General features: G+C 61.1%; 22 protein-coding genes and 2 pseudogenes. 5 read left to right on the top strand and 19 right to left on the bottom strand.

What is annotated here, in order from left to right:
• Window positions 1-24 precede the first annotated feature (24 nt).
• Window positions 25-942: a hypothetical protein gene (locus ACZ9DP_RS26525; RefSeq protein WP_476204064.1), complete on the bottom strand. Its 918-nt coding sequence runs from the start codon at window positions 940-942 to the stop codon at window positions 25-27.
• Between the two features lie 159 nt (window positions 943-1101).
• Here ACZ9DP_RS26525 and ku (ACZ9DP_RS26530) point away from each other — a divergent pair.
• The 3 genes and pseudogenes from ku (ACZ9DP_RS26530) to ACZ9DP_RS26540 all read left to right on the top strand — a co-directional run.
• Window positions 1102-1848, top strand: a pseudogene (gene ku / locus ACZ9DP_RS26530) (non-homologous end joining protein Ku); the annotation flags it as partial.
• 11 nt (window positions 1849-1859) lie between these two features.
• The gene (gene ku / locus ACZ9DP_RS26535; protein ID WP_476204065.1) at window positions 1860-2672 is read left to right on the top strand and encodes a non-homologous end joining protein Ku; all 813 of its coding nucleotides are present in this window, start codon (window positions 1860-1862) and stop codon (window positions 2670-2672) included.
• Between the two features lie 4 nt (window positions 2673-2676).
• Entirely contained in the window at window positions 2677-2940 is a 264-nt protein-coding gene (locus ACZ9DP_RS26540; protein ID WP_476204066.1) for a hypothetical protein, read from the top strand.
• A gap of 315 nt (window positions 2941-3255) precedes the next feature.
• Here ACZ9DP_RS26540 and ACZ9DP_RS26545 read toward each other — a convergent pair whose 3' ends face one another.
• The 14 genes and pseudogenes from ACZ9DP_RS26545 to ACZ9DP_RS26610 form a co-directional block, all read right to left on the bottom strand.
• Complete coding sequence (locus tag ACZ9DP_RS26545) at window positions 3256-3624, bottom strand: tautomerase family protein (protein WP_476204067.1); 369 nt, start codon at window positions 3622-3624, stop codon at window positions 3256-3258.
• Between the two features lie 22 nt (window positions 3625-3646).
• Window positions 3647-4048: a hypothetical protein gene (locus tag ACZ9DP_RS26550; protein WP_476204068.1), complete on the bottom strand. Its 402-nt coding sequence runs from the start codon at window positions 4046-4048 to the stop codon at window positions 3647-3649.
• A 409-nt stretch (window positions 4049-4457) separates the two neighbouring features.
• Window positions 4458-5267, bottom strand: coding sequence for a 5-deoxy-glucuronate isomerase (gene iolB, locus ACZ9DP_RS26555; RefSeq protein ID WP_476204069.1), 810 nt, complete (start codon window positions 5265-5267; stop codon window positions 4458-4460).
• A gap of 11 nt (window positions 5268-5278) precedes the next feature.
• Window positions 5279-7111: a 3D-(3,5/4)-trihydroxycyclohexane-1,2-dione acylhydrolase (decyclizing) gene (gene iolD, locus ACZ9DP_RS26560; protein ID WP_476204070.1), complete on the bottom strand. Its 1833-nt coding sequence runs from the start codon at window positions 7109-7111 to the stop codon at window positions 5279-5281.
• Window positions 7108-9022: pseudogene (locus tag ACZ9DP_RS26565) on the bottom strand (bifunctional 5-dehydro-2-deoxygluconokinase/5-dehydro-2-deoxyphosphogluconate aldolase). The gene iolD and the pseudogene ACZ9DP_RS26565 overlap by 4 nt, the downstream one beginning before the upstream one ends.
• 128 nt (window positions 9023-9150) lie before the next feature.
• Window positions 9151-10080 (bottom strand): DMT family transporter, encoded by a 930-nt coding sequence (locus ACZ9DP_RS26570; RefSeq protein ID WP_476204072.1) that lies wholly within the window; start codon window positions 10078-10080, stop codon window positions 9151-9153.
• Entirely contained in the window at window positions 10073-11098 is a 1026-nt protein-coding gene (locus tag ACZ9DP_RS26575) for a Gfo/Idh/MocA family protein (RefSeq protein WP_476204074.1), read from the bottom strand. The genes ACZ9DP_RS26570 and ACZ9DP_RS26575 overlap by 8 nt, the downstream gene beginning before the upstream one ends.
• A gap of 119 nt (window positions 11099-11217) precedes the next feature.
• Window positions 11218-12159, bottom strand: coding sequence for a sugar phosphate isomerase/epimerase family protein (locus tag ACZ9DP_RS26580; RefSeq protein WP_476204075.1), 942 nt, complete (start codon window positions 12157-12159; stop codon window positions 11218-11220).
• 104 nt (window positions 12160-12263) lie between these two features.
• Window positions 12264-13313 (bottom strand): Gfo/Idh/MocA family oxidoreductase, encoded by a 1050-nt coding sequence (locus ACZ9DP_RS26585; RefSeq protein WP_476204076.1) that lies wholly within the window; start codon window positions 13311-13313, stop codon window positions 12264-12266.
• Window positions 13310-14215 carry a sugar phosphate isomerase/epimerase family protein gene (locus ACZ9DP_RS26590; protein ID WP_476204077.1) on the bottom strand — a complete coding sequence of 302 codons (906 nt, stop codon included), beginning with the start codon at window positions 14213-14215 and terminating at the stop codon, window positions 13310-13312. The genes ACZ9DP_RS26585 and ACZ9DP_RS26590 overlap by 4 nt, the downstream gene beginning before the upstream one ends.
• Before the next feature lie 91 nt (window positions 14216-14306).
• Complete coding sequence (locus ACZ9DP_RS26595) at window positions 14307-15113, bottom strand: ATP-binding cassette domain-containing protein (protein WP_476204079.1); 807 nt, start codon at window positions 15111-15113, stop codon at window positions 14307-14309.
• A 10-nt stretch (window positions 15114-15123) separates the two neighbouring features.
• Window positions 15124-16119: an ABC transporter permease gene (locus ACZ9DP_RS26600; protein ID WP_476204080.1), complete on the bottom strand. Its 996-nt coding sequence runs from the start codon at window positions 16117-16119 to the stop codon at window positions 15124-15126.
• Window positions 16120-16129: 10 nt separating this feature from the next.
• On the bottom strand, window positions 16130-17068 hold the full coding sequence (locus tag ACZ9DP_RS26605) for an ABC transporter permease (RefSeq protein ID WP_476205484.1): 939 nt from the start codon (window positions 17066-17068) through the stop codon (window positions 16130-16132).
• A gap of 196 nt (window positions 17069-17264) precedes the next feature.
• The gene (locus tag ACZ9DP_RS26610; protein ID WP_476204081.1) at window positions 17265-18239 is read right to left on the bottom strand and encodes a sugar ABC transporter substrate-binding protein; all 975 of its coding nucleotides are present in this window, start codon (window positions 18237-18239) and stop codon (window positions 17265-17267) included.
• Window positions 18240-18386: 147 nt separating this feature from the next.
• Here ACZ9DP_RS26610 and ACZ9DP_RS26615 point away from each other — a divergent pair, with 147 nt between their 5' ends.
• On the top strand, window positions 18387-19421 hold the full coding sequence (locus ACZ9DP_RS26615) for a LacI family DNA-binding transcriptional regulator (protein WP_476204082.1): 1035 nt from the start codon (window positions 18387-18389) through the stop codon (window positions 19419-19421).
• Between the two features lie 364 nt (window positions 19422-19785).
• Here the strand turns inward: ACZ9DP_RS26615 and folD are convergent, their stop codons facing one another.
• The 4 genes from folD to ACZ9DP_RS26635 all read right to left on the bottom strand — a co-directional run bounded on the left by folD (window position 19786) and on the right by ACZ9DP_RS26635 (window position 23258).
• Window positions 19786-20694 (bottom strand): bifunctional methylenetetrahydrofolate dehydrogenase/methenyltetrahydrofolate cyclohydrolase FolD, encoded by a 909-nt coding sequence (folD, locus tag ACZ9DP_RS26620; RefSeq protein ID WP_476204083.1) that lies wholly within the window; start codon window positions 20692-20694, stop codon window positions 19786-19788.
• 33 nt (window positions 20695-20727) lie between these two features.
• On the bottom strand, window positions 20728-21612 hold the full coding sequence (gene purU / locus ACZ9DP_RS26625) for a formyltetrahydrofolate deformylase (protein ID WP_476204085.1): 885 nt from the start codon (window positions 21610-21612) through the stop codon (window positions 20728-20730).
• Between the two features lie 94 nt (window positions 21613-21706).
• A complete protein-coding gene (locus ACZ9DP_RS26630) occupies window positions 21707-22942 on the bottom strand; it encodes an NAD(P)/FAD-dependent oxidoreductase (RefSeq protein ID WP_476204086.1) in 1236 nt (411 codons plus the stop codon).
• A gap of 1 nt (window position 22943) precedes the next feature.
• The gene (locus ACZ9DP_RS26635) at window positions 22944-23258 is read right to left on the bottom strand and encodes a MocE family 2Fe-2S type ferredoxin (protein ID WP_476204087.1); all 315 of its coding nucleotides are present in this window, start codon (window positions 23256-23258) and stop codon (window positions 22944-22946) included.
• 260 nt (window positions 23259-23518) lie between these two features.
• Here ACZ9DP_RS26635 and ACZ9DP_RS26640 point away from each other — a divergent pair, with 260 nt between their 5' ends.
• The gene (locus ACZ9DP_RS26640; protein WP_476204088.1) at window positions 23519-24535 is read left to right on the top strand and encodes a sterol desaturase family protein; all 1017 of its coding nucleotides are present in this window, start codon (window positions 23519-23521) and stop codon (window positions 24533-24535) included.
• Window positions 24536-24608 lie beyond the last annotated feature (73 nt).

The following is a 24608-nucleotide window of genomic DNA, read 5'->3' on the forward strand; positions in this document are numbered from 1 at the left end:
ATATCGCTCGACCGAACTGTCGAGTTATTTCCATTTCGCAGCCCACTGGCGAAGTTCCGCTTTCGCTTTTTCCGGCCAGGTTTTCACGGTGGGGTTCACCTTGATCTTCTGACCGGAAGGCTTCCAGGCAAGGTAGACAGTCCTCGAAGCAAGATCGGCTACAACCACAGCTTCCTGATCCGTGCACATATGGCGAGAACAAGATGTGCCGACAAAAAGGTCGCCCTTAAATTCGCCAGACCCCACACCAAGCAGGATGTCATTCACCAGCGCTTTGTCGGTCCCTGCTAAACGGTTGATCTCTGCGGCCACATCCGCGTAGTCCAGCAACCCTCCAGGGTGCGTCACCGAGCGCTCCCTGAGCTGGTCCCAGCCCTTGGAAGTGTCGGCGACAAAGGTTTCGCCCTGGACCTCTTTGAAACCAGCACCGGCGGTCCACTCCCATTTCTGCCCCGGCTGGTTCGGTGTTGCCGGAGTGGAAAGGATGAGCTTGCCGTCCGAAGTTTTGACCGTCACTGGAAGGCAACTATCGAGCGGACCATCAATCCGTGGATTTTGCCCCTTCGGGAAGGAGACGACGAAAGGCGATCCCTCACAAGCATTCCCGCCCGCCGATGAGCTTCCGACAGCTACCGCCATCCCGTCGATAACATGCATCTCGTCGATATCGACATAATAGTTCTTGAGGACCTCTCGGTCGTCGATTTTCAGGCTATCCTGACCGTCGTCACCTTTGGTGATCACGACATGATGATCGAAGAGCCGCATGTCCAGATTGCCTGCGTTAGGCCCTACTACGATCTTTTCACTCTGCACAACACGCAGCCCGCAAGCGCCAGCATCGAGACCGTATACAACGGTTTTCATGAATCCAATATCAGGAAGATCGAAGCGATGCAGAGGCGACAGGCGGCGCGTGGAAATCGACGGGATGGCGATCAACCACCTGTTTGAAGTGGCGCGGTGGCAGGCAGACCCGCAAGGTCTCCACCAAGTCCCGGTATTCTTTAAAGTGCGCGGAAGCACGGAGAATCAGTCATACGAGCGTTGTTGATCATCGTCCTGATCGCGGTCGTTGCCGCTGCTCTGGCAGTCGCCCTTCCTGTGCCGCGAGAGAAGCAGACCAAGGGCTTCGAGATCGACAATGGCCAGTACATCATCATCGATCCCGAAGAAGTAGCGGCGACGATCCCCGAGAGTAACAAGACGCTCGAGATCGATGCATTCATCCCCTGCTCCGAAGTCGACCACGTCTATTTTGACAAGCCGTACTACCTGACACCGGACAAGATGGGAGGCGATGCATTCGCTGCCCTTCGGGATGGCATGAAGAAGTCGAACGTCGCGGCCATCGCGCGCGCCGTCCTCTTCCGCCGCGTTCGAACAGTTCTGATACGCCCCCATGGCAAGGGTCTGATCGCCACGACCATGAACTACGACTACGAAGTCCGCTCATCGAAGAAGGCCTTCGAGGACATGCCGAAGCTGAAGATCGAGGGAGAAATGCTCGATCTGGCGAAGCACATCATCGGCACGAAGAAAGGCGAGTTCGATCCGGCAACCTTCGACGATCGCTACGAGGCCGCCCTTACCGAGCTGGTGAAGGCGAAGATGGAAGGCAAGTCCCTGCCGAAGCCGAAGAAGGTGGAAGTCTCCAAGCCGAACGATCTGCTCGCAGCCCTTCGAGAAAGTGCGGGCCTCCTCAAGGCCGGCGCTGCCACGGCCAACAAGCCGAAGCGCACCGCGGCGAACGCTAATCAGGGGGTCTCGCGCCAGCGTGCCACGAGAGGGGCAACTTCGAAGGCGGCTTCTTCGTCCAAGTCCGCGCCGCGCCGGAAGGCCAGGTAGGGAGATAGACCATGGCACCGCGCTACTACTGGAAGGGCTATCTGAAGCTCTCGTTGGTCACATGCCCTGTCGCGATGACTCCGGCAACGTCGGAATCGGAGAAAGTCCGCTTTCACACGCTGAACAAGGACACAGGAAACAGGGTCGTCTCGCAGTATGTCGACTCCGTCACCGGAAAGCCGGTGAAAGACGAGAACGAAGCCAAGGGTTACGCCCGTGGCGAGAATGACTACGTGATCCTCACCGACGACGATCTGGATCGGGTCGCGCTGGACACCGTGAAGACGATCGACATCGAGAAGTTCGTTCCCGCCGACAGCATCGAGTGGGTCTACCTGGAGAAGCCTCACTACCTGATGCCGGACGACGCCGTGGGAAACGAGGCGTTCGCCGTCATCAGGGACGCGATGAAGTCCGACAAGGTCGTGGGCGTGTCGAAGCTCGTGACGGGCCGCCGAGAGCGCGCCGTCATTCTCGAACCGCGCGACGAAGGCATCGTACTCTGGTCCCTCCGGTTTGGCGACGAGGTGCGGCCGGATGAAAACTACTTCGAGGATATCGAGGATGAGGCCGATCCCGATCTCGTCCCCCTAGTTCAGAGGCTCATCAAGCAGAAGTCAGCACACTGGTCGCCGGACATGGTCAGCGATCCTATCCAAACCAGCCTGTTGAAGCTTATCGAGGAGAAAAAGAAGGCGCTCAAGCCGAAGAAGACGGCGAAGGAGAAAGCTGCAGAAGCGGCTCCGAAATCTAATGTGGTCAACATCATGGATGCACTCCGGAAAAGCGTCGAAGCCGATCTCAAAGGCAGGAAGGCGGGGTAATCTGATGCACTTGCTGGAAACCAGGGTTATTCACGAGAAAAATGTCTGGCGCATAGATTTTGTCGGTGACGATGGGGAAGCGGTGTCTATCAAGGTTGCGGACGGTCACGCTACAAGCGAGGAACAGGCCATTGAACATGCGAAGGAAGTCATGGTTCAGTTGACGGCATATGGCACTCGTGGCGGCGGCCGGAGCATCAACGCTTACGATGCTGCCAGCAATGGCAACTTCGACTACGACGAGCCGCTGCTGGATACACGGCACTGATCCGCTGTCGGAAAGCCCAGCCTTTCAGGCAACAAAAAAGGCCGGGGCGAAACCGCACCGACCTTCCTCACCATCGCCTTCTTACCAGTGCCTGTACATCCGTGGTCAAAAGCATTTCAGCGATGAGGCGTTGCGAGCAGCGAGTTTCTGCGCTCATCAGCAATGCCGATGAAAGTGATCTACCTGTGTTGGCAATAAGCCGCAACACTGGGCCAATCGTTTTCGGGATTCCTCGAACACGCTGGGACCGTCTGCCTTCAAAATCCATTAGCTACTCTCCCTTGCTCCCAGGAGAGCGCGCTCAGAGTTCGCCTGTCAGGAATTGAGCGTTTCCAAGGACCAATCTTCGTCGCCGTTCTCGACGAACGAGATCATGACGTCGCTTGGCGCTGTGCCGCAATCGTGCTCAATCGCGGCTGTCAGCTCCCTGTAGAACGCGACCTTGGCTTCGCGACCACGGGGCCGCGAGACCACCTCGAGCAGGATGAACTTCGGGCTCCGATGCAGGCCCAGACCAGTGTCCTCGGCACGAATATGCGACGGTTCGTACTCCGTCACGAGCTGATATCGATCGGCCTCCGGCACACGAAAGGTGGCGACCATCACGCGATGTGCCGTATCCAGAAGGTTTCTGATATCTTCCGAACTACGGCCCTTGGGTAGATGAAACTTCAGCAGTGGCATGCCGCCTCCTTTTTCGCCGCCCCTAGCTGGAGCGCGCGACTGCCTTTTCGATGAATTCGAACGAGCGACGAATGTCGTCCGTTAGGGTACCGCTTTTCTGGACAAGCGGACTGGTGCACTCCATCGAGAACGGCCCGTCGTAGCCCGCCGAGAGAAACGCAGCGATCTGCTCGACCGTCCCGCAGCGATCGTTCTGATCGACAAGCACCCGCATTCCGTCCAACTTTTCGTCCAGTGCCGGATGGGGATCCGATATGCCGGAGACATGGACGGTCGCTGTGTATTCCGGGAATATCTCGCCCCCGCCGGCGATCGCATGCTGGAATGTGTCGTGGACCAGCTTGAACCGGGCCTTTCCACCGACCGCCTCGATGGCGTCGACAAGCTCTGCCTTGCTCCGAAGCGATGAGGCTGCAAATCCCACAGGCTCGACCAGTGCGATGATTTCTTCCCCTCGATCATCGGCAGGACCTCCCGAAGGACACGCCGAAGAGCTGGCTGCCTGACCCCGTCCTCGACCTCGAGACCGTCGGTCCGCGGAATGAGGCTAATTGTCTCTGCGCCACTCCTGACGGCGGCGTCGATCAAAGTTTCGACGGCCTGCGCTCTAGCGTCGGACCAGTCGTTGAACGGATAGACCTCGCACATCCCGACCAGTCGGAGGTCCATCGCCCGCGCGATCGCACCCGCTTCCTCCGGCGGTAGCCCGTCGAAGAGGCCGCGGGCGAGGTCATTGCGCGGCTCGACGCCAACGCACCCCGTTTTCTGCGCCAGATCCATGAAGTCCTCATAGGACAGATGCGGCGCGGTCTTCTGGTTCAGCGCGCGATTGATCATCGGGCGTCACGCTCCATGATCCATTCGACCTCCGGCGCGGGCTTGAACCGCCACTTTCGCAGCGGCCCGGCCATCACATTGAGGTAGTACAGCTCGAAGCCGTAGGGCGCGCCGCAGGGATGATGGCCGCGGGGTACGAGGACGACGTCGTGGTCCCTGACGGCCATGGTTTCGTCGAGAAGGCCATCGTCGGTGTAGACCCGCTGGACCGCGAAGCCGGACGCCGGATTGAGGCGGTGGTAGTAGGTCTCCTCGAGATAGGTGATGTTGGGGAAGTCGTCTTCATCGTGCCGATGGCTCGGGTACGACGACCAGTGCCCAGCGGGCGTGAAGACTTCAGTCACCAGGAGGCTGCTGCAGTGGTCCTCCGCTTCCATGGCGATGTTGTTGATGTACCGCATATTGGTTCCCTTCCCGCGCTCGGTCAGGGAGATTCCTTCCGGACCGATGCGCCGTGCTTCGTAGCTTCCCTTGCCCGGCGCAGAGCAGACTGCGATGACGCAGTCTGTCACGGCGGTCGCCTTCCAGCTCGAGAAGCTTGGAGTGTAAAGGCAGTGCGGCGGGGTTTTCTCGAACACATCCATCCTGTCTCCGAGCACACCCCATTCTTGGCTGCCAGCACGAAAGCTCGCCTTGCCCTCGACGACGACAAGGATCACTTCGTTCTTGTCCGTCGCCTCGGATATCGTCTCCCCCGGGCGCAGGCGGTAGACCGAGAAGCCGACAAAGCGCCACCCAGCGCTCTCAGGCGTGATTTCGTGCACCTTCCCGTAGGCCCCGAAAGGCTTGCGGAGCAGACTCTTCATTCTACCTCTCCTCAGTCGAACGTGCGCTGATGTGCCGAGTTGGCGTTGTAGTGCTCCCTTGCCTTCTCAAGGCGCTCCGGTCCGCCCGTCTGCGGGACCGCCACGTCCCACCATGCGCCGCCTACACCGGTTCCCGGCACGGCGTCGGTGTCGATCACGATGACTGTCGGGATCTGGCGCCGCCGGGCCGCGACGATGCGCTCCTCCAGATCGGCGATCGATGACGCCTTCTCTGCATGTGCTCCCATCGAGGCAGCATGCGCGACGAAGTCGATCTCGGGTTGAACTTCGACGTTGCAGTCCTTGTACATGTTGTTGAACTCGGCGCCGCCGCACTCGATCTGCAGACGGTTGATGCAGCCGTAGCCCCGGTTGTCGGTGAGCACGATGGTGAACGGGATTCGTCGCATCACCGCCGTAGCGAGTTCGGAATTGGCCATCATGTAGGAGCCGTCGCCGACGAAGCAGACGACATCCTTGTCGCGGCGTGCGAGCTTGATGCCCATCGCCCCGGCAACTTCATAGCCCATGCATGAGAAGCCATACTCCATGTGGTAGCCGCTCTTGGCCGACTGCCAGAGGACTTGCAGCGCGCCGGGCATCGTTCCAGCAGCGCACATCGCCACAGTGCTTTGGGTCGAGGTCCGCTGGACGGCTCCGATTACCTGGGCGTCCGTGGGGAGCGCGGATGTCCCGGAAGTGGGAGCTGCGGTCACCTTCCTCACGGCAGCATGCCAGTCCGTACGGCTCGAGACCGAAAATTCCGGAGCGCGGTGGCTGCCGAGTTCTGTGCTCAGATAGCCCAGGGTGACTCCCGCGTCGCCAACGCAGGGCAGCGCAGAATGCTTAAGTGCATCGTAGCCGGCGACGTTGATCGACGCGAGCTTCCGGTCGGGATTCCTGAAAAGAGCCCAGCTTCCGGTGGTGAAGTCCTGGAACCGGGTGCCCACACCGATGATCAGATCGGCCGATGCGCAAAGCTCGTTCGCGCAGGCGGAGCCCGTCACGCCCGGAGAACCGAAATTCAAGGGATGCTCCCACGAGTTCGCACCCTTGCCAGCCTGGCTCTCGACGAACGGGATGTTGTGGGTCTCGCAGAAAGCGGCAAGCTTTTCTTCAGCCCGGGAGTAGATCACGCCGCCTCCCGAAATCACGACCGGGCGCTTCGCGGCCTTGATGGCGGCAGCGAGGTCTGCAACGTCGCGTGGATCCGGCTCGGGCCTGCGGATGCGCCAGACCTTCGGCTCGAAGAAGGATACAGGATAGTCGTATTCCTCAGCCTGCACATCCTGGCAGAAGGCAAGCGTGGCCGGACCGCAGAGAGCCGGATCAGTCATCACGGCAAGTGCCCGCGGCAGGCAGGTCAGAAGGTGCTCTGGCCGGGTGATCCTGTCGAAGTATGCCGAGATCGGCCGGAAGCAGTCGTTGGCGCTGACTGCTCCATCGCCTACCTTCTCGATCTGCTGGAGGACAGGATCCGGGCGACGATTGGCGAACACGTCGCCGGGTATGAACAGCACAGGAAGTCGGTTCACGTGGGCGAGCGCGCAGGCGGTCACCATGTTCAACGCCCCTGGTCCGATCGACGACGTGACGGCATGCGCCCGAGTACGCTTTAGAGTTTTCGCATAGGCGATCGCCGCATGCGCCATGGTCTGCTCGTTCTGCCCCCGCCATGTAGGAAGCGCGTCTCCGATTCCGTGGAGCGCCTCCCCGACGCCCGCGACGTTGCCGTGGCCGAATATCGCCCACACGCCTTCGATGAAGCGTTCGCCCTCCTCCGTCTTCTGGACGGAGAGCCAGCGCATCATCGCCTGCGCCGCGGTCAACCGGATCGTATTCATTCTGCTGCCTCCTGAACGTGGGCGCGGGCCTCGTCCCAGACCGCGCAAAGTCTCGTAAATCTCTTGCTCATTTCCTCGACCGCGGCCGGGTCGTCGATTTCACCGGTGAGCCACGAACGGGCGACGGAACCGAAGATTGTTCGCCCTACGGCAAATCCTCTGACGAGCTCGTTCGAGGCCGCGACCTTGAATGACGCTGCGAGTTCTTCCTCCGGAGCATCCAGCCCAAGGACGACGATCCCGCGCGTGTGAGCATCATGTGCTTCGATCGCGTTGATCGCGTTGATCCAGGCCTCTTGTGATGTCATTGGCTCGAGCTTCCACCAATCCGGATAAACCCCGATCGCGTAGAACTGCTCGATGAGACGAGCCGTGGTCATGTCATCGACAGCACCGACCTTCGACGGGATTATCTCAAGGAGGAACTCGAGGCTGTTCCGGCGGGATGCCTCGAAGAGACGCTTTACCGTCTCCTCTTGGCGCGCGCGCATGTCGGCGTCGTCATCCGGATGGCAGAAGCAGAGCACCTTGACCACATTGTCGCGCGCCCATTCATCGAGGCCGCCGTAGTCGAGACCCAGTTCAGGCTCAAGAGTAAGCGGCCGGGACCCCGGCCATTCGCACGGGCGGCCCACCCAGAGTCCCGTTCCCGGCGGCGGCGTGAAGTGCCCGGCGACCAATGCGGTTGTCGCACAGGATGCCGTATCCCGGCCGGCCGTCCTGGACCCGAAGCGCGGCTTCCAGGCAGAGCTTCTTGAAGGCCCCGGCCTTTTCGAGGGTGTAGCCATCCATCTGCTCGAGCTGCATTCGATGGTCGAACGCGAAGACGCGCATTGTGGACCAGTCTCCCTTGCGGTTGGTCGACCAATGGATCTGCTCAAGCTCGAGATCGTTGCGAAGGTCCGGTCTCTTCACGCCTCGCTTCAGGAAGAACCGCAGTTCTTCGAGGCTGGGGTACGCGGGCGTGCATCCATGACGGCTGACTGCGAAGGCGCCGCAGGCGTTCGCATACTCCAGAGACTTCGGCCACGCCTCGCCATCAAGCCAGCCCTTCAGCAGTCCTGAGAAAAACCCGTCCCCGGCGCCCAGGACGTTGAACACCTCGATCGGAAACCCCGGACCGGACTGACCATCGTCGAGACTGTCGGGTATGTCGCCTTCGAATGCCACCGCGCCCTTGGCACCCCGCTTGCAGACAAGCGTCGCACCCGACACCTTCCTGACGGACCGGAGGGCTTCGATTGTGTCCGTCGAGCCTCCGGCGATATGGAATTCCTCCTCGGTGCCGACGATGAGATCGAAGAGATGAAGCGTCGACTGGAGCTTGGCCGTCACGGCCTGGCTTTCGACGAAGCGGCTCTCGCCTTCGCCATGGCCAGCCACGCCCCAGAGGTTCGGCCTGTAGTCGATGTCGAGGGCGGTCTTCGCCCCATGCTTCCGCGCCAGTTGGAGCGCCTTCAGAACGGCTGCTTCGGTCCGCGGATTCGACAGATGTGTTCCGGTGGCGAGCACCGATCGAGCCTCGGCGATGAAGGACTCGTCGATGTCGTCCTCGCTGAGTGCCATGTCGGCGCAGTTCTCGCGGTAGAAAATCAGCGGGAACTGATCCTCGTCACGAATGCCGAGAAGCACCAGTGCTGTGAGCCGATCCGGGTCGGTCGCGACACCGCGCGTATCGACCCCTTCCCGGGCAAGCTGCTCCCGGATGAATCGTCCCATGTGCTCGTCGCCGACTCGGGTTATGACCGCGCTCTTCAAGCCGAGCCGTGCGGACCCGCACGCTATGTTGGTGGGGCTGCCGCCAATGTACTTGTTGAACGAGCCCATGTCCTCGAGGCGGCCGCCGATCTGGGCGCCGTATAGATCGACCGAACTGCGGCCGATCGTGATCACATCAAGTTTCTTGCTCATGCTTTATTCCTTTTCCTCTTGCGCCTCGGGGCTGTCCCAGCGCCTCGCCCAGTGCGGCGGATGCCATTCCGGACGTGATCTGAATTCATGGACCCGCCGGACGCTCGGATCCTGTTCCTGCAAAGGACTCATGTTCCCCGCCCTCCCTTGGACAGAGCTTCGCCAGCGACCGCCATGAAGATGATCGCGCAGCCCAGCGCCTGGTTGCCTGTGACCGGAGTGCCGACAAACAGAAAGGCGAAAGCCATTGCCCATACGGGCTCGAAAACCATCATCAGGCCAGCCCGGGCGGGCGACACGAGGCTTTGTCCCCGGAACTGCAGCACGAAGCGAAGGCACGTCGAGAGCGCCAGGCTCGCGGCGAACCAAGCGATTGTGGTCACGGAGGGTGCTGCGCCCGGCATTTCCTCCAGCAGCAGGGACGCTGCCATCACGAGCATCCCGGTGCAGAAGAGCTGGATGGCGCTCGCGTTGGCGGCGCTGAGCCTGTCCGTTCCTTGTCTGACAAGAACCAGGCTGACGGCCCAGAGAATGGCCGATGCGACGAACAGGAGTTCCGAGCTCTCGACTACCGCCGTGGTGTCCAGGAAGAGCAGCGCGAGGCCGCAGATTGCCACCGCCAACGAGACCAGCGATCTGATTGCGATCGGCCACCGGAAGATGACGAAGCCTGCGACTGGCACCAGGAGATTGCCCATCGCCGTGATGAAGGCGGAAACGCCCATGTGGCTGGTGTGCTTGAGGCCCACGATCCACATGCCCATCGCCACTGCCATCGCCAGCGACGAAAGGAATAGGCTTTTCCACGCGCGCCGCATTTCGACGAGCGGAGGCATTCCGAACAGGACAAAGAGAGCGACGCCCGCCAGGATGAAGCGTGTCCCGATGAAGAGCAGCGGCGGGAGTTCCTTCAGGGTCTCGACCGAAAAGAGCCACCCGCTTCCGGCAAGCAACGCAGCTAGGAAAAGTTGTCCTTCTCCGAACGCCGCGAACCGCCCGCGCGACACCACGTCTCGCAGGGTTCGCAAGTTCCGCACGGGCTGTACGTGCTCAGACATCCACCGTCCGTCCCTGTTCGGCGGAAAGACGCGCGGCGTCCAGCACGGACATCGTCTCAATCTCATCTTCCACCGTCACGGGAGGGCGGCCCTCACCCTTCACTGCTCTGAGGAATCCCTCGTAGTACGAATGGTACCTTCCCTGTTCCGAGGGAGTGCGCTCGTCGCGGCTCCGCGTGCGAAGCGTGCCCCGCCGATCCGGCGCCTCGAAGCCCCACCCGGCAAGATCGTCCGCCGGGCGAACGCCCGCCAGGATGGCCTGGGTCTGGACATCGGTTCCGGACGACACGTAGCTTCCGTGTTCGCCATATGCGCGGAATTCGCGGGTCACGAGCCTGTTGAGCTTGCTGGCCGAGAGATGGGAATGCACGCCCGAGACGTGCCGGAGGTTCAAGACGAAGCCCGCGTCCGTGCGGCCTTCCGCGGTTTCCGCCATGTCGAGATAGGCGGATACGCTCTTCACCGGACCCAGAAGCCAGAGCATCTGATCGACGAGGTGGCTTCCGAGATCGCGAAGAAGGCCCCCGGTAGGGCCACCTTCCAAGGTGGCGGGATCATCAAACTCCATGCGCGAATGGATCCGCCACAACTGGCCCAATTCTCCCGACTGGATGACTTTGCGGAGCGTCAGGACGTCGGCGTCGAAACGCCGGTTGTGATAGACGGCGAGAACGACACCTGCAGGCTCTGCGGCTTTTCCAAGCTCCCGGGCAACGGCTGCGCTGGGTGCAAAGGGTTTGTCGGCGATCACGTGAAATCCGCCCTGAACCGCATCGAGGACAAGTTCCCGGCGGGTCTGGGGCGGTGTCGTGATGGTCACGGCGTCGATGCCGCCAGACTGGATCATTTCAGCAAGGCTTGCGTGGATCGGGATGTTCGGTAAGTCCTCGCGAACCCGGGCGACGGTCTGCGGCGCACGCGCCACAACTCCCGCAAGTTCGATGCCATGCGCGGCAGCAATGTACGGGGCATGGAAATACCTTCCCACCACTCCGTATCCAACGAGCCCAATACGCACTCTCGTCACCTCGCTATTCTATTGCTGGTCCACACCGATATTCCCGGCACCGCGGCGGGGGCCGCCCTGTCGGGAACGGGTCCGTGAAGAGCGGGCGGCTGACCGCCCGCGACTTGCCATCAGCGGCTGATCGTCGCCTGTAGTGCGTCGATGGAAGACCGGATGCCTGCGTCGGTCGACATGGTGAAATCCTCCATCTCGAGGCTGACCCAGCCGTTGTAGCCAACCATGCGCACGACAGAGAAAAATTCCTTCCACCACTGCAGATCGTGGCCCGCCCCGACCGCGACGTAGTTCCATGAGCGGTTCGCGACGTCGGTCACTTCCTTCAGTTCCAGAAGGCCGTTTACGTCGGCCAGCCCGCGCTCGATGCGCGTGTCCTTGCCGTGGCAATGATGGATCGCCGAACCGAGTGCGCGAGCCGAGGCGATCGGGTCGGCACCCTTCCAGAAGAGATGGCTGGGATCGAGGTTCATCCCGACCGTGGGACCAACCTCGTTGCGCAGGCGGAAGAGGGTTTCGGGGTTCCAGACAAGCATCGCCGAGAAGTTCTCGAGCGCGTACCGCTCGACCCCGACCTCCTTCGCCAGATTCACGAGATCGTGCCACAGCGGGAACGCGCGGTCCTCCCACTGGTAGCGGTCGCGCTCGGGCATCGCGTCCGGCCAGCTCTTCGTGTACACCAGCCAATTCGGAACCGTGTCGCCCGGAGCGGCCTCGGGAAGGCCCGACATCGCGACGATTGTCTTAACGCCGATTTCACCGGCGAGGCGGATGGTCTGCTCCATCTCCTTGCGATGCCGCTTCCCCATGTCGCCCGGATCGAGAGGGTTGGCGGAGCAATTCAGGGCCGCGATCGAAAGCCCGCGGGCTTCGATTTCCTTCAGTCTGGATCTGAGGAGCCCTTTATCTTCCAACAGTTCGTCGGCGCGGAAGTGGGGAGCCCGGGACCAGCCGCCACCCGTCATTTCAATGCCTTCGACGCCGAGCTTCACGCACTTGTCGAGCATGTCCGTGAACGACAGGTCGCCCATCACGTCGGTGCAGATTGAGAGTTTCATAGGTTCGATTTCCTACTGTTGAGGTTTGGGGCGCGCGCTTGGGAGGATCGGCGCGCCCGGGTTTTCTCGCTTGAGGAACCCGTGACTTGTCTCCCCAGGCCCGCTTAGGAAGCAGCCTTGGCGAGTGCTGCAGGCTTCGCCTGACTGGCTTGGGTGGAATAGAGGGCGGGCTGGACACCCATCTCGATCTTGGCAAGATCGCCGGACGCGACCGCCTGAAGCGCCGCATCCGCAACCAGAGTCGCCGCATAGCCGTCCCACGTCGACGGACCCGTGGCGGTGCCCTGCCCGGCCGCCACGGTCCATTCGCGGAATTCCTGGTCATAGGCATCGATGAAACGCTCGCGCCAATCCGCTGGAACCATCTGCCGGACGCCATGCGCATCACGGATCAGGGTCGCGGGCCGCAGCGGAAGGCTCGCGGTGCCGTTCTCGCAGCAGACCTCGCCACGGATGTCGTAGCCGTAGCCGATGTTGACCGAGATCTCGACGTCGACCAGCGCACCGCTGGTCATGTGAAGGAGGACGACGACGGGATCGCGAAGATCCTTGCCGCGGCTGGAGCGCTTCGGAACCCGGACCTCGACGCCCTCGACCTCGTCGTCGAGTAGCCAGCGGGTAATGTCCGCATCGTGCACGAGCGTGTCGTTCAACGGCATGTCGGATGTGTACAGACCCTCCGGCACGGACGCATTCCGGTGCGTCGAATGATACATCAGGGCCGCACCAAGAGAGCCTTCGGTGATGACTGCCTTGAGTCGGCGATAGTCGGCATCGAAGCGGCGCATGAAGCCGACCTGGACGAGGCGTCGGCCGAAGGCCACTTCGGCTTCCATCACCCTGCGAGCTGCTGCAGCGGTCGTGACGAGCGGCTTCTCGCAGAACACGGGCTTGCCCGCAGCGATGCATTCGAGGAGCTGCTCCTCGTGAGCCGGACCCCATGAGCAGATGACGATGGCATCGACATCATCCGAGCGCACCAGGCCTGATACACTATCGATCACCTTCGCACCCTCCGGCGCGACAGCCTTCGCACGTCCGAGGTCGATGTCGTTGACAGCCACGACGTTTACGCCGGAAAGGACCTTTGTCAGGCGACGGATGTGATCCTGACCGATCATCCCCGTGCCGATCACTCCAACATTCAGGCTCATTTCTTGCTCCAGTACTGATCGATGTAGCGCTGCATTTCAGAGCGCATGAACTTTCCAGAATGGTCGGCCTTGTCTTCCCAGGCGAAGACGCAGGCGGTCATGATGCCGTCGAAGCCAATCTCCGCGAGCGTGCCGAAGAACTCGTCCCACGGCACTTCGCCCTGGCCGATGTTCAGGTGCTGGTGGACGCGCGCCTGCGTGCCGGGTGGGTTCAGGATGTACCGGAGACCTGATGAGGCCTTGTGGTTGAAGGTGTCCCCGACATGGACGTGGGCGAGGATGTCCTTGGATTCGCGCAGCATCGCCTTGGTGTCGTCGCCGAAGTAGAAGGTGTGCGGGGCGCAGTAGAGGAACTTGACGTTCTTGGAGTTGACCGTGCGGATGATGTCCAGCGACGGCTGCAGCGTCTCGCACCAGTCTTCCGGATGCGGCTCGATGTTGAGCTGGATGCCTTCGCGCTCGAAGACCGGCACCAGTTCTTCCATCGAACGCCACCAGGCGTCCTCGCAGGCTTCGATCATCGATCCGGTATGGCAGCAGTAGCAGGACCCCTTGTCCGGATGCGGGCCGCGGCCGAACTCCGAGTTCATAGTGTCGACTTCGAGCTCGACGGCAATCTCGATTGCTCGCTTCCAGTGCTTGACCGCTGCCTTGCGCTCGTTCTCATCGTTCGAAGCCCAGCGGTACATCGGCAGCAGCGACGCAATGCCGACCTCGGCCTCTTTCAGGGCATTCTTCAGCGCCTTCACCCTTGTCGGATAAACGCGTGGCGCCTTGAACCACTCGAGGAAATCTCCGCGAGGCGAAAGCTCGATCCAGTCGTAGCCGAGTTCCTTGACCTTCTTGGGCAGTTCCTCAAGGGGCAGGAAGCGATGCATGTGGGGGTCAATTGCGATTTTCATATCTGACTTCCCTAGAAATTTTGGTTGCACTTGGAGACCCCACCCGAAGACCCTCGGGTGGGCTGCTTGTGGTTCTTTTGTTTGAGGCCGGTTAGGCTACCGAGGCCTGGGCTCCGCTCACATGAGATTCGATTTCGGCTTCGAGCTCGGCCATTGCTTCGCCCCCTGCCATGAGGTCCGTGATCTCTTCCCGGCTCTTCTCGCCCTTGCGGAAGTCCGCAGCCTTCTCGCCCTTGATCAGCACCGCGAAGTGGTCGCCGACGGTCATCGCATGGATGACGTTGTGGGTGATGAAGATGACCGCGAGGCCGCGCTTGCGGGCCTCGAGCACGATCCGGAGGACGTGGGCGGCTTCCTTGACACCGAGCGCGGCCGTCGGCTCGTCCAGAATGAGAACGCGCGCCCCGAAGTGAACCGCGCGGGCGATTGCCAGCGACTGCCGCTCGCCACCGGACAGGCCGCCGATGAGACGGTCCCCGTCGTCGATCCGGGTGATGCCAAATTCGCGCACGGCCTTCACAGAGATCTCGTTCGCCGTCTTGCGGTCGTAGATCTTGAAGGGGCCGAAGCCTTTTGTCGGCTCGCGCCCGACGAAGAACGAGCGACCGATGCTCATCAGAGGAAAGGTCCCGCCGAACTGATGGACGGTTGCGATCCCCATATCGGCCGCCTCGCGCGGGCTGGAGAACGTCAGCGGCTTGCCTTCGAACTTCACGGTGCCGCTCGTCGGCTTGTAGACGCCGGCGAATGTCTTGATGAGCGTCGACTTGCCTGCGCCGTTGTCTCCCAGAAGGCAGAGCACTTCTCCGGCGTGGACCTGAAGGTTGATGTCGTGGAGAACGTCGATCGGCCCGAAGGACTTGTTCACGTTCTCAAGTTCCATGATCGGCTGTTTCATCGACCTAGCCTCACTTCTTCTTCGGCGCGTAGGTGAGCGCCATGTTACGGAAAGAGTTGTTCATCAGCACTGCGACAAGGAGCATGATCCCGATGATCAGGCTCGACCAGTTCCGGTCGATGCTCGTGAAGTAGATGCCCTGGCTGACGATCGCGAAGGTGATCGTGCCGAAGAAGATCCCGAGTGCGGACCCGAAGCCGCCCGTGAGAAGGACGCCGCCGACCACCACCGAGACTACCGTATTGAAGATGTAGTTCATCCCGCCCGAGACCTGTGCGGAGTTGAACAGGATGGCTCCGCACATCCCGACAAAAGCGGCGCTCGTCGAGGAGAGGATGAAGAGCCAGACGGTCAGGCGGCGGGTCGGGATGCCGGCATTACGTGCGCTCTCCTTGTCACCACCCATCGCGAAGATCCAGTTGCCGAAGCGGGTATGATGGAGCGCGACGTAGTAGAGGGCCGTGAATCCCACCCACCAGAGAATGATGATCTGGTAGTCGCCCAGGAGAAGCTGTCCGAAGACGGACTTTGCCCAGTCCGGAGCATTTAGAGGAACGCTGGCGTTTCCGGTAATCAGGACGGATGCGGTCAGCACGATCCCCTGCATGGCGACGAGAGTCCCGAGGGTGATGATCAGGGACGGCACCGACGTGCGCACGGCCAGCAGGCCATTCACAAGTCCCACGAGCACACCAAGACCGAGCGCGGCTGCGATGCCCACCGAGATCGGCAGACCGTAGTAGCCGGACACGATCGCCACGGTCATCGAACCTGCCGGGATCATTGCTCCTATGGAAATGTCAAGTTCTCCTGCGATCATCAGAAGACCTACAGGGAGAGCGATGATGCCGAGGTTTGCCGCGAAGTTGACCCAGCTTGCAGCGCCAAAGAGGTTGCTGAGCTGGACCCCGCCGAATACGACGTAGAACGCGATGACAACCGCAAGGCTCAGGACGGATCCCGTCTCCGGGCGTCTAAAGAGACCACTGAATGAGGAACTATTCATCTTTGTCACCTCAGCTCTTTTTCTTTGGCGAATAGGACAGCGCCATCTTCCGGAAGGTGTCATTCATCAACACAGCGAGCAGCAGGAGGGCACCGATGATGACGCTGCCCAGGTTGGGATCGAACGTCGTGAAAAAGATGCCTTGGTTGACCATGGCGAAGGTGACCGTCCCGAGCACGATGCCGAGGATCGAACCGGAGCCACCTGTGAGAAGAACGCCTCCGATGACCACGCACATGATAGAGTTGAAGATGAAGGACTGCCCTGCCGCCACCTGTGCGCTCTGGTAGACCATGGCCTGGCTCACGCCGACGAAGGCGGAACAGAAGCCACTGATCATGAACAGCGAGATGGTCAGACGGTTGGTTGGGATGCCGGCATTTCGAGCGCTGACCCGATCGCCGCCCATTGCGAAGATCCAGTTGCCGTAGGGCGAGATGTGCAGGATGTACCAAAGTACAAGGGCGAAGCCGATCCACCAGAAAATGGTGACCTGATACATTCCTCCGATGTAGTCCCCGAAAATCGACTTTGAAAGCGGATCAGGGACTATCATGGTGCTGGTCGAGCCTGTGATGTAGACGGCGAACCCGAGAGTGAGACCCATGACCGCGAACATCATCGCAATCGTGATGATCAGCGAGGGAACGCCCGTACGGAGCACAAGGTATCCATTGAGGAAGCCGACGAGAAGGCCAACCGCGAGCGCAGCAGCGATGCCCGCGGCATCAGGTGCGCCATAATATCCGCAGATGATTGCTAGGGTCACGGAAGAAGCCGGAACGACCGCGCCGACAGAAAGATCGAGATCGCCCGCGATCATCAACAGCCCAATCGGGAGAGCGATGATGCCAACCTCGGCAGCAACGTTGAGCCAGCTTGCGAAGCCTGCCGATGAAACGAACACCTCACCAGCGGTTATCGCGAAGAACGCGAAAACTGCGATCATCCCGAGAAAAGAGCCGACTTCTGGTCGACGGGCAAGACGACCTAGCGACGCCGAGCCATTTCGGCCAACCGGCGGAGCGGCGACCTTGGTAGAGTGAGTGGCGACAGCCATGATTTTCCCCTTTTTCCGAGAAGGGTGACTTCGATTGTCCCGCCGCCCAACGCAGGGATGGGCGGCGGATCGAATGGGCAGGAAGTTAGCGCGTGCCCGCCTTTACGCCAGACAGGGTGGCGTCGACGTTGTCCTTGTCGACGATGCCGGGGCCAGTGAGGATTTCGCGTGTCGGCACGCCGAGGCCATAGTTGATGTGGGCGTTCAGGATCGACACCGAGAGGTAGCCCTGCAGGTAGCCCTGCTGGTCGATCGCAAACATCTGAGAGCCAGACTTGATGTTGGTCAGGATGTTCTCGTCGATGTTGATGCTGCCGACGTGAACCTTCCCGACCTTGCCGGATTGCATGATGCCGTTGACCGCGGAGTTCGCGTCGACGTTGCTGACCGTGAACACGCCGGCGACGTCGGGGTGTTGAAGCAGGTACGCCTTGACCGCCTGGGCGACAGCGGTCGCGTTGCCGAACGAGGTTGCGGGAAGCGGAAGCGCCTCAGACTTTCCGCCCTTCGCCTTGGCGCCGTCGGACAGGCCGCGGCAGTAGGCTTCGATGTTGGCGGCACCCGGAAGAGTGTTTACGCAGACCATCGACTTGATGTCATGGGCGGCGAAGTATTCTGCCGCTGCAACGCCACCCTTGTAGTCATCGCTGCCGATGTAGTTCATCGCGCCGAGCTTGTCGGCCGCGGCAAGGCCGCCAGCGTTGAAGATGATGAAGGGAATTTTCTTGTCGGCCACCGCCTTGAATGCAGGATCCATGGCTTCAGGAACCCAGTCCGGAGCGACGATGGCGTCCGCGCCTTGGGAAATTGCCTGACGGATGAGCTCGGCCGCATCAACCCCGAGGTTGTCGTAGTTCTGCGGCCCGAGCCAGGTGACCGACCCGCCCTGCTGCTTGGCGACGATACCCGCATCCTCTGCACCGCGCTTGACAACGCCCCAGAACGGATCGTCCGGCTTGCCGCCGACCACGAAGATCTTCGCCGCGGACGCAGCATTTGCACCGATGGCCAGCGCAACAGACGTGATGATGGCGCCCGTGATGAGCTTAAAACGCTTCATATTCTCCTCCCAAAGACCCACCGCGGGTCTGAACAATGCAATAAAATGTTTACCTCTTGAGATGCCAGGGCGAAACTGTAATACTGCGCCTCAACACATTTTATTCCAAAAGATGTCATTCATGAATGACACATCTTCGGTGCCAAAATGAACAAACCGACCATAGCCGACCTTGCAAAGGCCTCGAACGTAAGCCTCTCCACGGTCAACCGCCTCCTCCATGGAACGGGCGCCGTGCGACAGGATACCGTTGACAGGATCCTCGATGCCGCAGACCAGATCGGCTTCTACGGACTCGGAGCTCTCCGGGAGCGCAAGAAGGACAATCTCCCTCACCGCACGCTCGGCTTCCTGATGCAACAGTCGCATCGTCCGCTCTATCAGATGTGGGCGGAGGCTCTGTCGGCCGCCTGCCTGCAGCGCCGGGACTTCGTGATCGAGCCGAAGGTTATCTTCGAGGACGATCTGTCCCCGGAGGCGGTTTCGGCAAATCTCCGGATGATGGGCGAGGATTCCGATGCGGTAGCGGTCATCACCGCCGACCACCCCTTGGTGAGCCAGGCAATCGACGAGCTTCGGACAAAGGGCGTGCCTACGGTCGCGTTCGTGACCGATCTTTCAGCGGCCAGCCGCGCGGGCTTCGTGGGGACGGACAATTGGAAGGTCGGCAGAACCGCGGCGTGGTTCATCAATCGGTCGCCCAACGACACTGGCAAGGTTTTTCCGCTGATCGGCAGCAACCGCTACCAGTGCCAGGACATGGCAGACGCGAGTTTCCGATCCTACATGCGGGAGCACGCCTCCCAGATCGTGGTCGGCGATCCCTTCCTCACGCATGAGGAACCAGATGTCGCCTACGAGGTCGTGCGCGGGCTGCTGGAGACCGAAAAGAACATATCGGGCCTGTGGGTGAACGGCGGCGGGATCTCGGGTGTCCTCAGGGCGTTCCGCGAGCTTCCGCCGGAAAATCATTGCACCGTGGTGTGCCGCGACATCGGCCCGGAGACAAAGAAGGGGTTGAGCGAGGGACTGATCACGGCTTCGCTCTGCCATCCACCCGAGAGGATGTGCCAGGAGCTCGTCGAGGTCATGCTCCGGAGGCTGGAATCACGGGATGGTTCCTCGATCCAGCAACGGATCGTACCATTCGACATCCTTACTCCGGAGAGCATCTGGACCTAGCGGCTCCCGGCTTGGGACCCGTCTTTGCTCACCCTTGCCGTATCGTGCAGCGCGCATCCGGCGAGAGAATGCCTCCGACTGGCGTGCCATCTCGATGAGACGGCTCTGGAATAGCTTCCGCAGTTCCTGGAAGGAGGCGAATCCGAACAGTTCGCCGAGCCTGCACACAGTCGTAGGTGTGGTCCCGCTGCGAGCAGCGATGTCTGCAATGCTGTCGAGTGCAATGACTTCAGGATGGGCGAGCGCAAACTCCAGGATGCGTCTGGATGCCGGCCGAACGACGACCCGGCCGGACGCGATCATCTGCCGGAGCTCTTGAAGGTCGCACGGAGGAGTGACGTGTGACGTTGCGCTCGCCATTCCCCTAGGCCTCAGCGCGGACCTGGACGCTCGGACGGGACTTCGAGGAGCGCTCCGCCGCCTTCACAGTGTTGGCCATAAGCATCGCGATCGTCATCGGTCCCACGCCGCCCGGTACCGGCGTGATCACCCCGGCCCGCTCCGAGCATTCGTCGAAGGCGACATCTCCCACGAGTCTGGACCGCCCGTCCGGCGCCGAGACGCGATTGATCCCCACGTCGATGACCGTCGCGCCCTGCTTCACCCAGTCTGCCTTGACCATCTGTGGACGCCCCACGGCGGCCACGAGGATGTCTGCCGTCCGGCACACCTCCGGGAGGTCCTTCGTGCGGGAGTGGGCCACTGTCACGGTCGCGTTGGCGGCAAGAAGGAGCGCTGCCATTGGCTTCCCAAAGAGATTGGATCTGCCGATGACCGTGGCGTTCAGTCCCGAAAGATCATCCCCATGGACCTGCCTGACGAAAACCATCGCTCCGGCAGGCGTGCACGAAACGAGAGCCGAGCTCAGATCCCCGGTGGCGACCTTTCCGGCGTTGACCAAATGGAGCCCGTCGACGTCCTTTTCCGGGAAGATGGACTGGATGATCGGCTCCGAGTTCAAATGGGCTGGCAGGGGCAACTGGACGAGGATGCCGTGGATTGCCGCATCCCCGTTCAACTTTGTGACAAGTTCCGCCAGATCTTCCTGGGAAGTGTCCGCCGGAAGCGTGAACTGCACCGAGTGAAAGCCACACTCCTTGGCCATTCTGCCCTTCGAATTCACGTAGGCGTGGCTCGCCGGATCGTCACCCACGATCACCACCGCCAAGCCGGGCTGGAGTCCGAACTCAGCCTTCAGCCGGACCACATCCCTCTTCAGGTCCTCGATCACCGAGGCTGCGACGCGCTTCCCATCGATCACTTCTGCTGACATTGCTTCCTCCTTCAAATCTGGCGCCGCCGCCGATCAGCCCATCCGCTCCGACGCGAACGAACCGGGGCTGGGCGGGAAGACGATCGTCTTGTTGCCGTTCAGGAAGACGCGGCGATGGATGTGGGCGTGGATCGCCCGGGCGAGAACCTGGCTCTCGACATCGCGTCCGATCGAAACATAGTCGGCGGCGGACTGCGCGTGCGTGATCCGGGCGACGTCCTGCTCGATGATCGGACCTTCGTCGAGATCCTCCGTGACGTAGTGGGCGGTTGCGCCGATGAGCTTCACCCCGCGCTCGTAGGCCTGCTTGTAAGGATTCGCTCCCTTGAACGACGGGAGGAAGGAGTGGTGGATGTTGATGATCCTTCCGGACATCTTCTTGCAGACGGCGTCGGAGAGGACCTGCATGTAGCGTGCTAGGACGATCAGTTCTGCGCCGGATGCGGTGACGACATCCATAAGTCTGGCTTCTGCCTCCGGCTTGTTCGCCTTGGTCACCGAGATGTGGTGAAAGGGGATGTCGTGGTTCACGATCAGCTTCTGGTAGTCGAAGTGGTTGGAGACGACGCCGACGATGTCGATCGGCAGGGCGCCGATCTTCCACCTGTAGAGCAGGTCGTTGAGGCAGTGGCCGAATCTCGAGACCATCAGCATAACCTTCATGCGCTCGGTCGAAGCGAGGAAGGAGGACGTCATCCCGAACTTTGCCTTGGTGGCGTCGAATGCCCGGGTCAGTTCCTCAAGCGATGCGCCCTCGTCGCTCGTGAACGTGACGCGCATGAAGAACTTTCCGGTTTCCAGATCGTCGAACTGGCTCGAGTCGATGATGTTGCATCCCTTCACCGCCAGGAAACCGGATATCGCCGCGACGAGGCCGCGGGTAGACTTGCATGCGACTGTAAGGACATAACTGTTCATCAGGGTCTCCTGGGAATGATTACACTTGGGCGTCGCCGGAGCCGATGTTCCGACGAACACTTGAACGATCTGAGTTGGGGTCAGCCCGGGGCTGTTATGCAGCGAGAAGCGACTTCAGCCGGACATCCGCCGAGGCGAGGTCAGCGGCGCTCGGCTTCTTCCGCGCCGCGATCATCATTTCAGCCACCTTGATGTCGCGGGCGATTGTGTTGCCCTGCCCGATACCGCTTGCGGCAATAAGCACGCCCTCTGGATCGAGATGAAAGATGATGAACGAGTCGTCACCTATCGGCCGCCGGACATGGGTTGCCGCGCCATCAGCCAAGCCGACGACCTGCAGGGTCAGATCATACTGATCCGACCAGAAGTACGGCACAGAGCCAAGCCCCTCTCCAGCGCCAAGCATGTTTCTGGCTGCCACAGCCCCCTGGTCCTGGGCGTTTCGCCAGGCCTCGAGCCTCACCCGGCGATTGCCATAGAGAGGCAGCGGGAACGAGCAGCAGTCGCCGGCGGCATAGACGTGGGGACTGCTGGTCTGGAGCATTTCGTCGACGGCGATCCCGTTGTCCACGGCTATGCCTGCCGCCTGCGCGAGCGCCACATTCGGGACTGCGCCGATCCCGACGATCACCATGTCGGCCTCGATCGTCTCCCCGCTGTCGAGCCGGATCGTCACACCGTCCTCCCGGGGAACCACGGAAGCGATCGGTGCTGCGCAGCGCACATCGACGCCTTCCGCCCGATGCCGCGCGGCAAGCACTTCCGCCACGGCCTCTGGCACGCCTCTCATGAGGACACGCGGCTGCGCCTCGATGACGGTTACGCTTGTTCCGAGCTTGCGCGCGGTCGCGGCGAGTTCAAGGCCAATGAATCCTGCGCCGATGATCGCCAACGACTTTCCGGGGCCGAGCCGGTCCCTGATCTCGACTGCGTCGTCGTATGTCCTTAGATATTTGACATGGGAATTTGGATATTCGATTCCGGGCATCCGGCGCGGCGACGATCCGGTGGCAAGGAGCAGCTTCTCGAAGGAGAGCCGTTCGTTCCCGTCCAGTGTGATCTCTCGCGCGCTGGTGTCGATGCTCTCGGCCGTGCGCCCCAGTAGAAGCTCGATCCGAGCCATTTCGTAGCGGTCGATCGGAGCAACGAACCGATGGCCCGGCTCGTCGACGAGCGTCGACTTCGAAAGCGGTGGGCGCTCGTAAGGCAGGTGACGCTCGGAGCCGATCAATGTCACCGGCCCCTCGTAGCCCTGCTCGCGAAGCGCAAATGCGGCTCTCGCACCGCACTCCCCGGCTCCCAGAATGACAATGCCGCCCTCGCTCAGCATGTCAGGCCACCTCGATGAATACGGATCCGTCTTCGACCCGCACGGGATAGGTCTTCAGATTGATGCAGACAGGCGCACCCTTCGCCGCTCCAGTCTTGTAGTTGAAGCGTCCCGAATGCTTCGGACATTCGATCGTGTCGTCCATGACGAAGCCGTCGGCCAGATGGATCTTCTCGTGAGTGCAGAGGCCATCGGTCGCGTGGTAGGTGTCCTCGGGGCTGCGGTAGATCGCGAAGGTTCTACCCGCATGATCGAAGCGGATCACATCCTCTTCTTCGATTTCACCTGCGTTGCAGACGCGAATCCATTCGCTCATAACTTCCTCCCTTGCAGTGTCTTCCGGGGAGGATGCGGCGGCGAGCTCTCGTGCGACGGCCGCTCCTCCGGATGGCCAGAAGATTCCTCGAAGACCCGGGCACATGATAGGTGCGATAATGATGGTTTCCCATCAGTCACCTTCGAGAGCCTGGCTGATGGGAATCCATCAGTTTCGTCCATTGAGTGGACAGTGAAGAAATCGGAAAATTCTCCCACCAACAGTAGCGCACGAGCACTTGGAATTTCGGGAGGAGCGTCATGGACGACACCAAATTTGGAAAGCGAAACAAGCGGGGCGACTGGGCCCCGAACGATGCGCTGACGGACAGCCCCCTCTGGCACTTCCCCTGGAATCCGGTCGCCATCCTGAAGTGGCTCCCGGGATACCTCGTGCCCTGGAACGCCTTCTTCTTCCTCACCGCCCTCGTCTTCTGGACTTGGCTGACGCCAAGCATCGAAACAATGAAGACCCTCGCGCCGGGATGGATCCTCTTCCTCCTTACGAGAAACTCGCTCTGGGTGCTTGTGTGGTATGGCGCGTGGGAACTCATGTTATACGTCAAGCGCCGCCAGTCGAACCAGTTCAAGTACAATGGCCGCTGGCCGTCCGAACATCCCAGCGACGTGTTCATGTTCAAGAGCCAGAACATCGACAACGCAATTCGGACCTTCACGTCGGGCGTGCCGATCTGGACAGCATATGAGGTTCTGATCCTCTGGGTGTTCTCGAACGGCTGGGTGCCGTGGCTCACCTGGGCAGACAACAAGTGGTGGCTGGTCGCCTCGGGTGTTCTCGTCCTCCTCATCCACGAGTTCCACTTCTACCTGGTTCACAGGCTCATCCACGTCCCGATCTTCTACAAGTGGGTTCACTCGGTCCACCACAACTCGGTCAACCCGACTCCGTGGTCCAGCCTGTCAATGCACCCGGTCGAGCATCTGCTGTACTGGTCGGGCGCCCTCCTCTGGCTGATCGTGCCGTCCCATCCGCTGATCGCGCTCTATCATCTGCAGGTCGCTGGAACGGGCGCTATCGTGGGCCACATCGGCTTCGACAAGGTCGTCCTCGGAGAGGAAAAGGCGATGGACACGCATGCCTACGCCCACTACCTGCACCATAAGTACTTCGAGGTGAACTATGCGGATGGCGGCGTCCCATTCGACAAGTGGTTCGGGACATGGCACGACGGAACCAAGGAAGGTGACGCGGCGATGGAAAAGCGGTGGGAGAAGAAGCGGGCCCGCATGAACCCCACAAACCAGCCCGGAGAGTAACCCTCCGGCCGAACGCGATACCGACTTTGTCTTGAATACTGCATCCGCATCACTAACGTGTGTGGCGCAGTTT

Source organism: Rhizobium sp. USDA 4016, assembly GCF_056279705.1.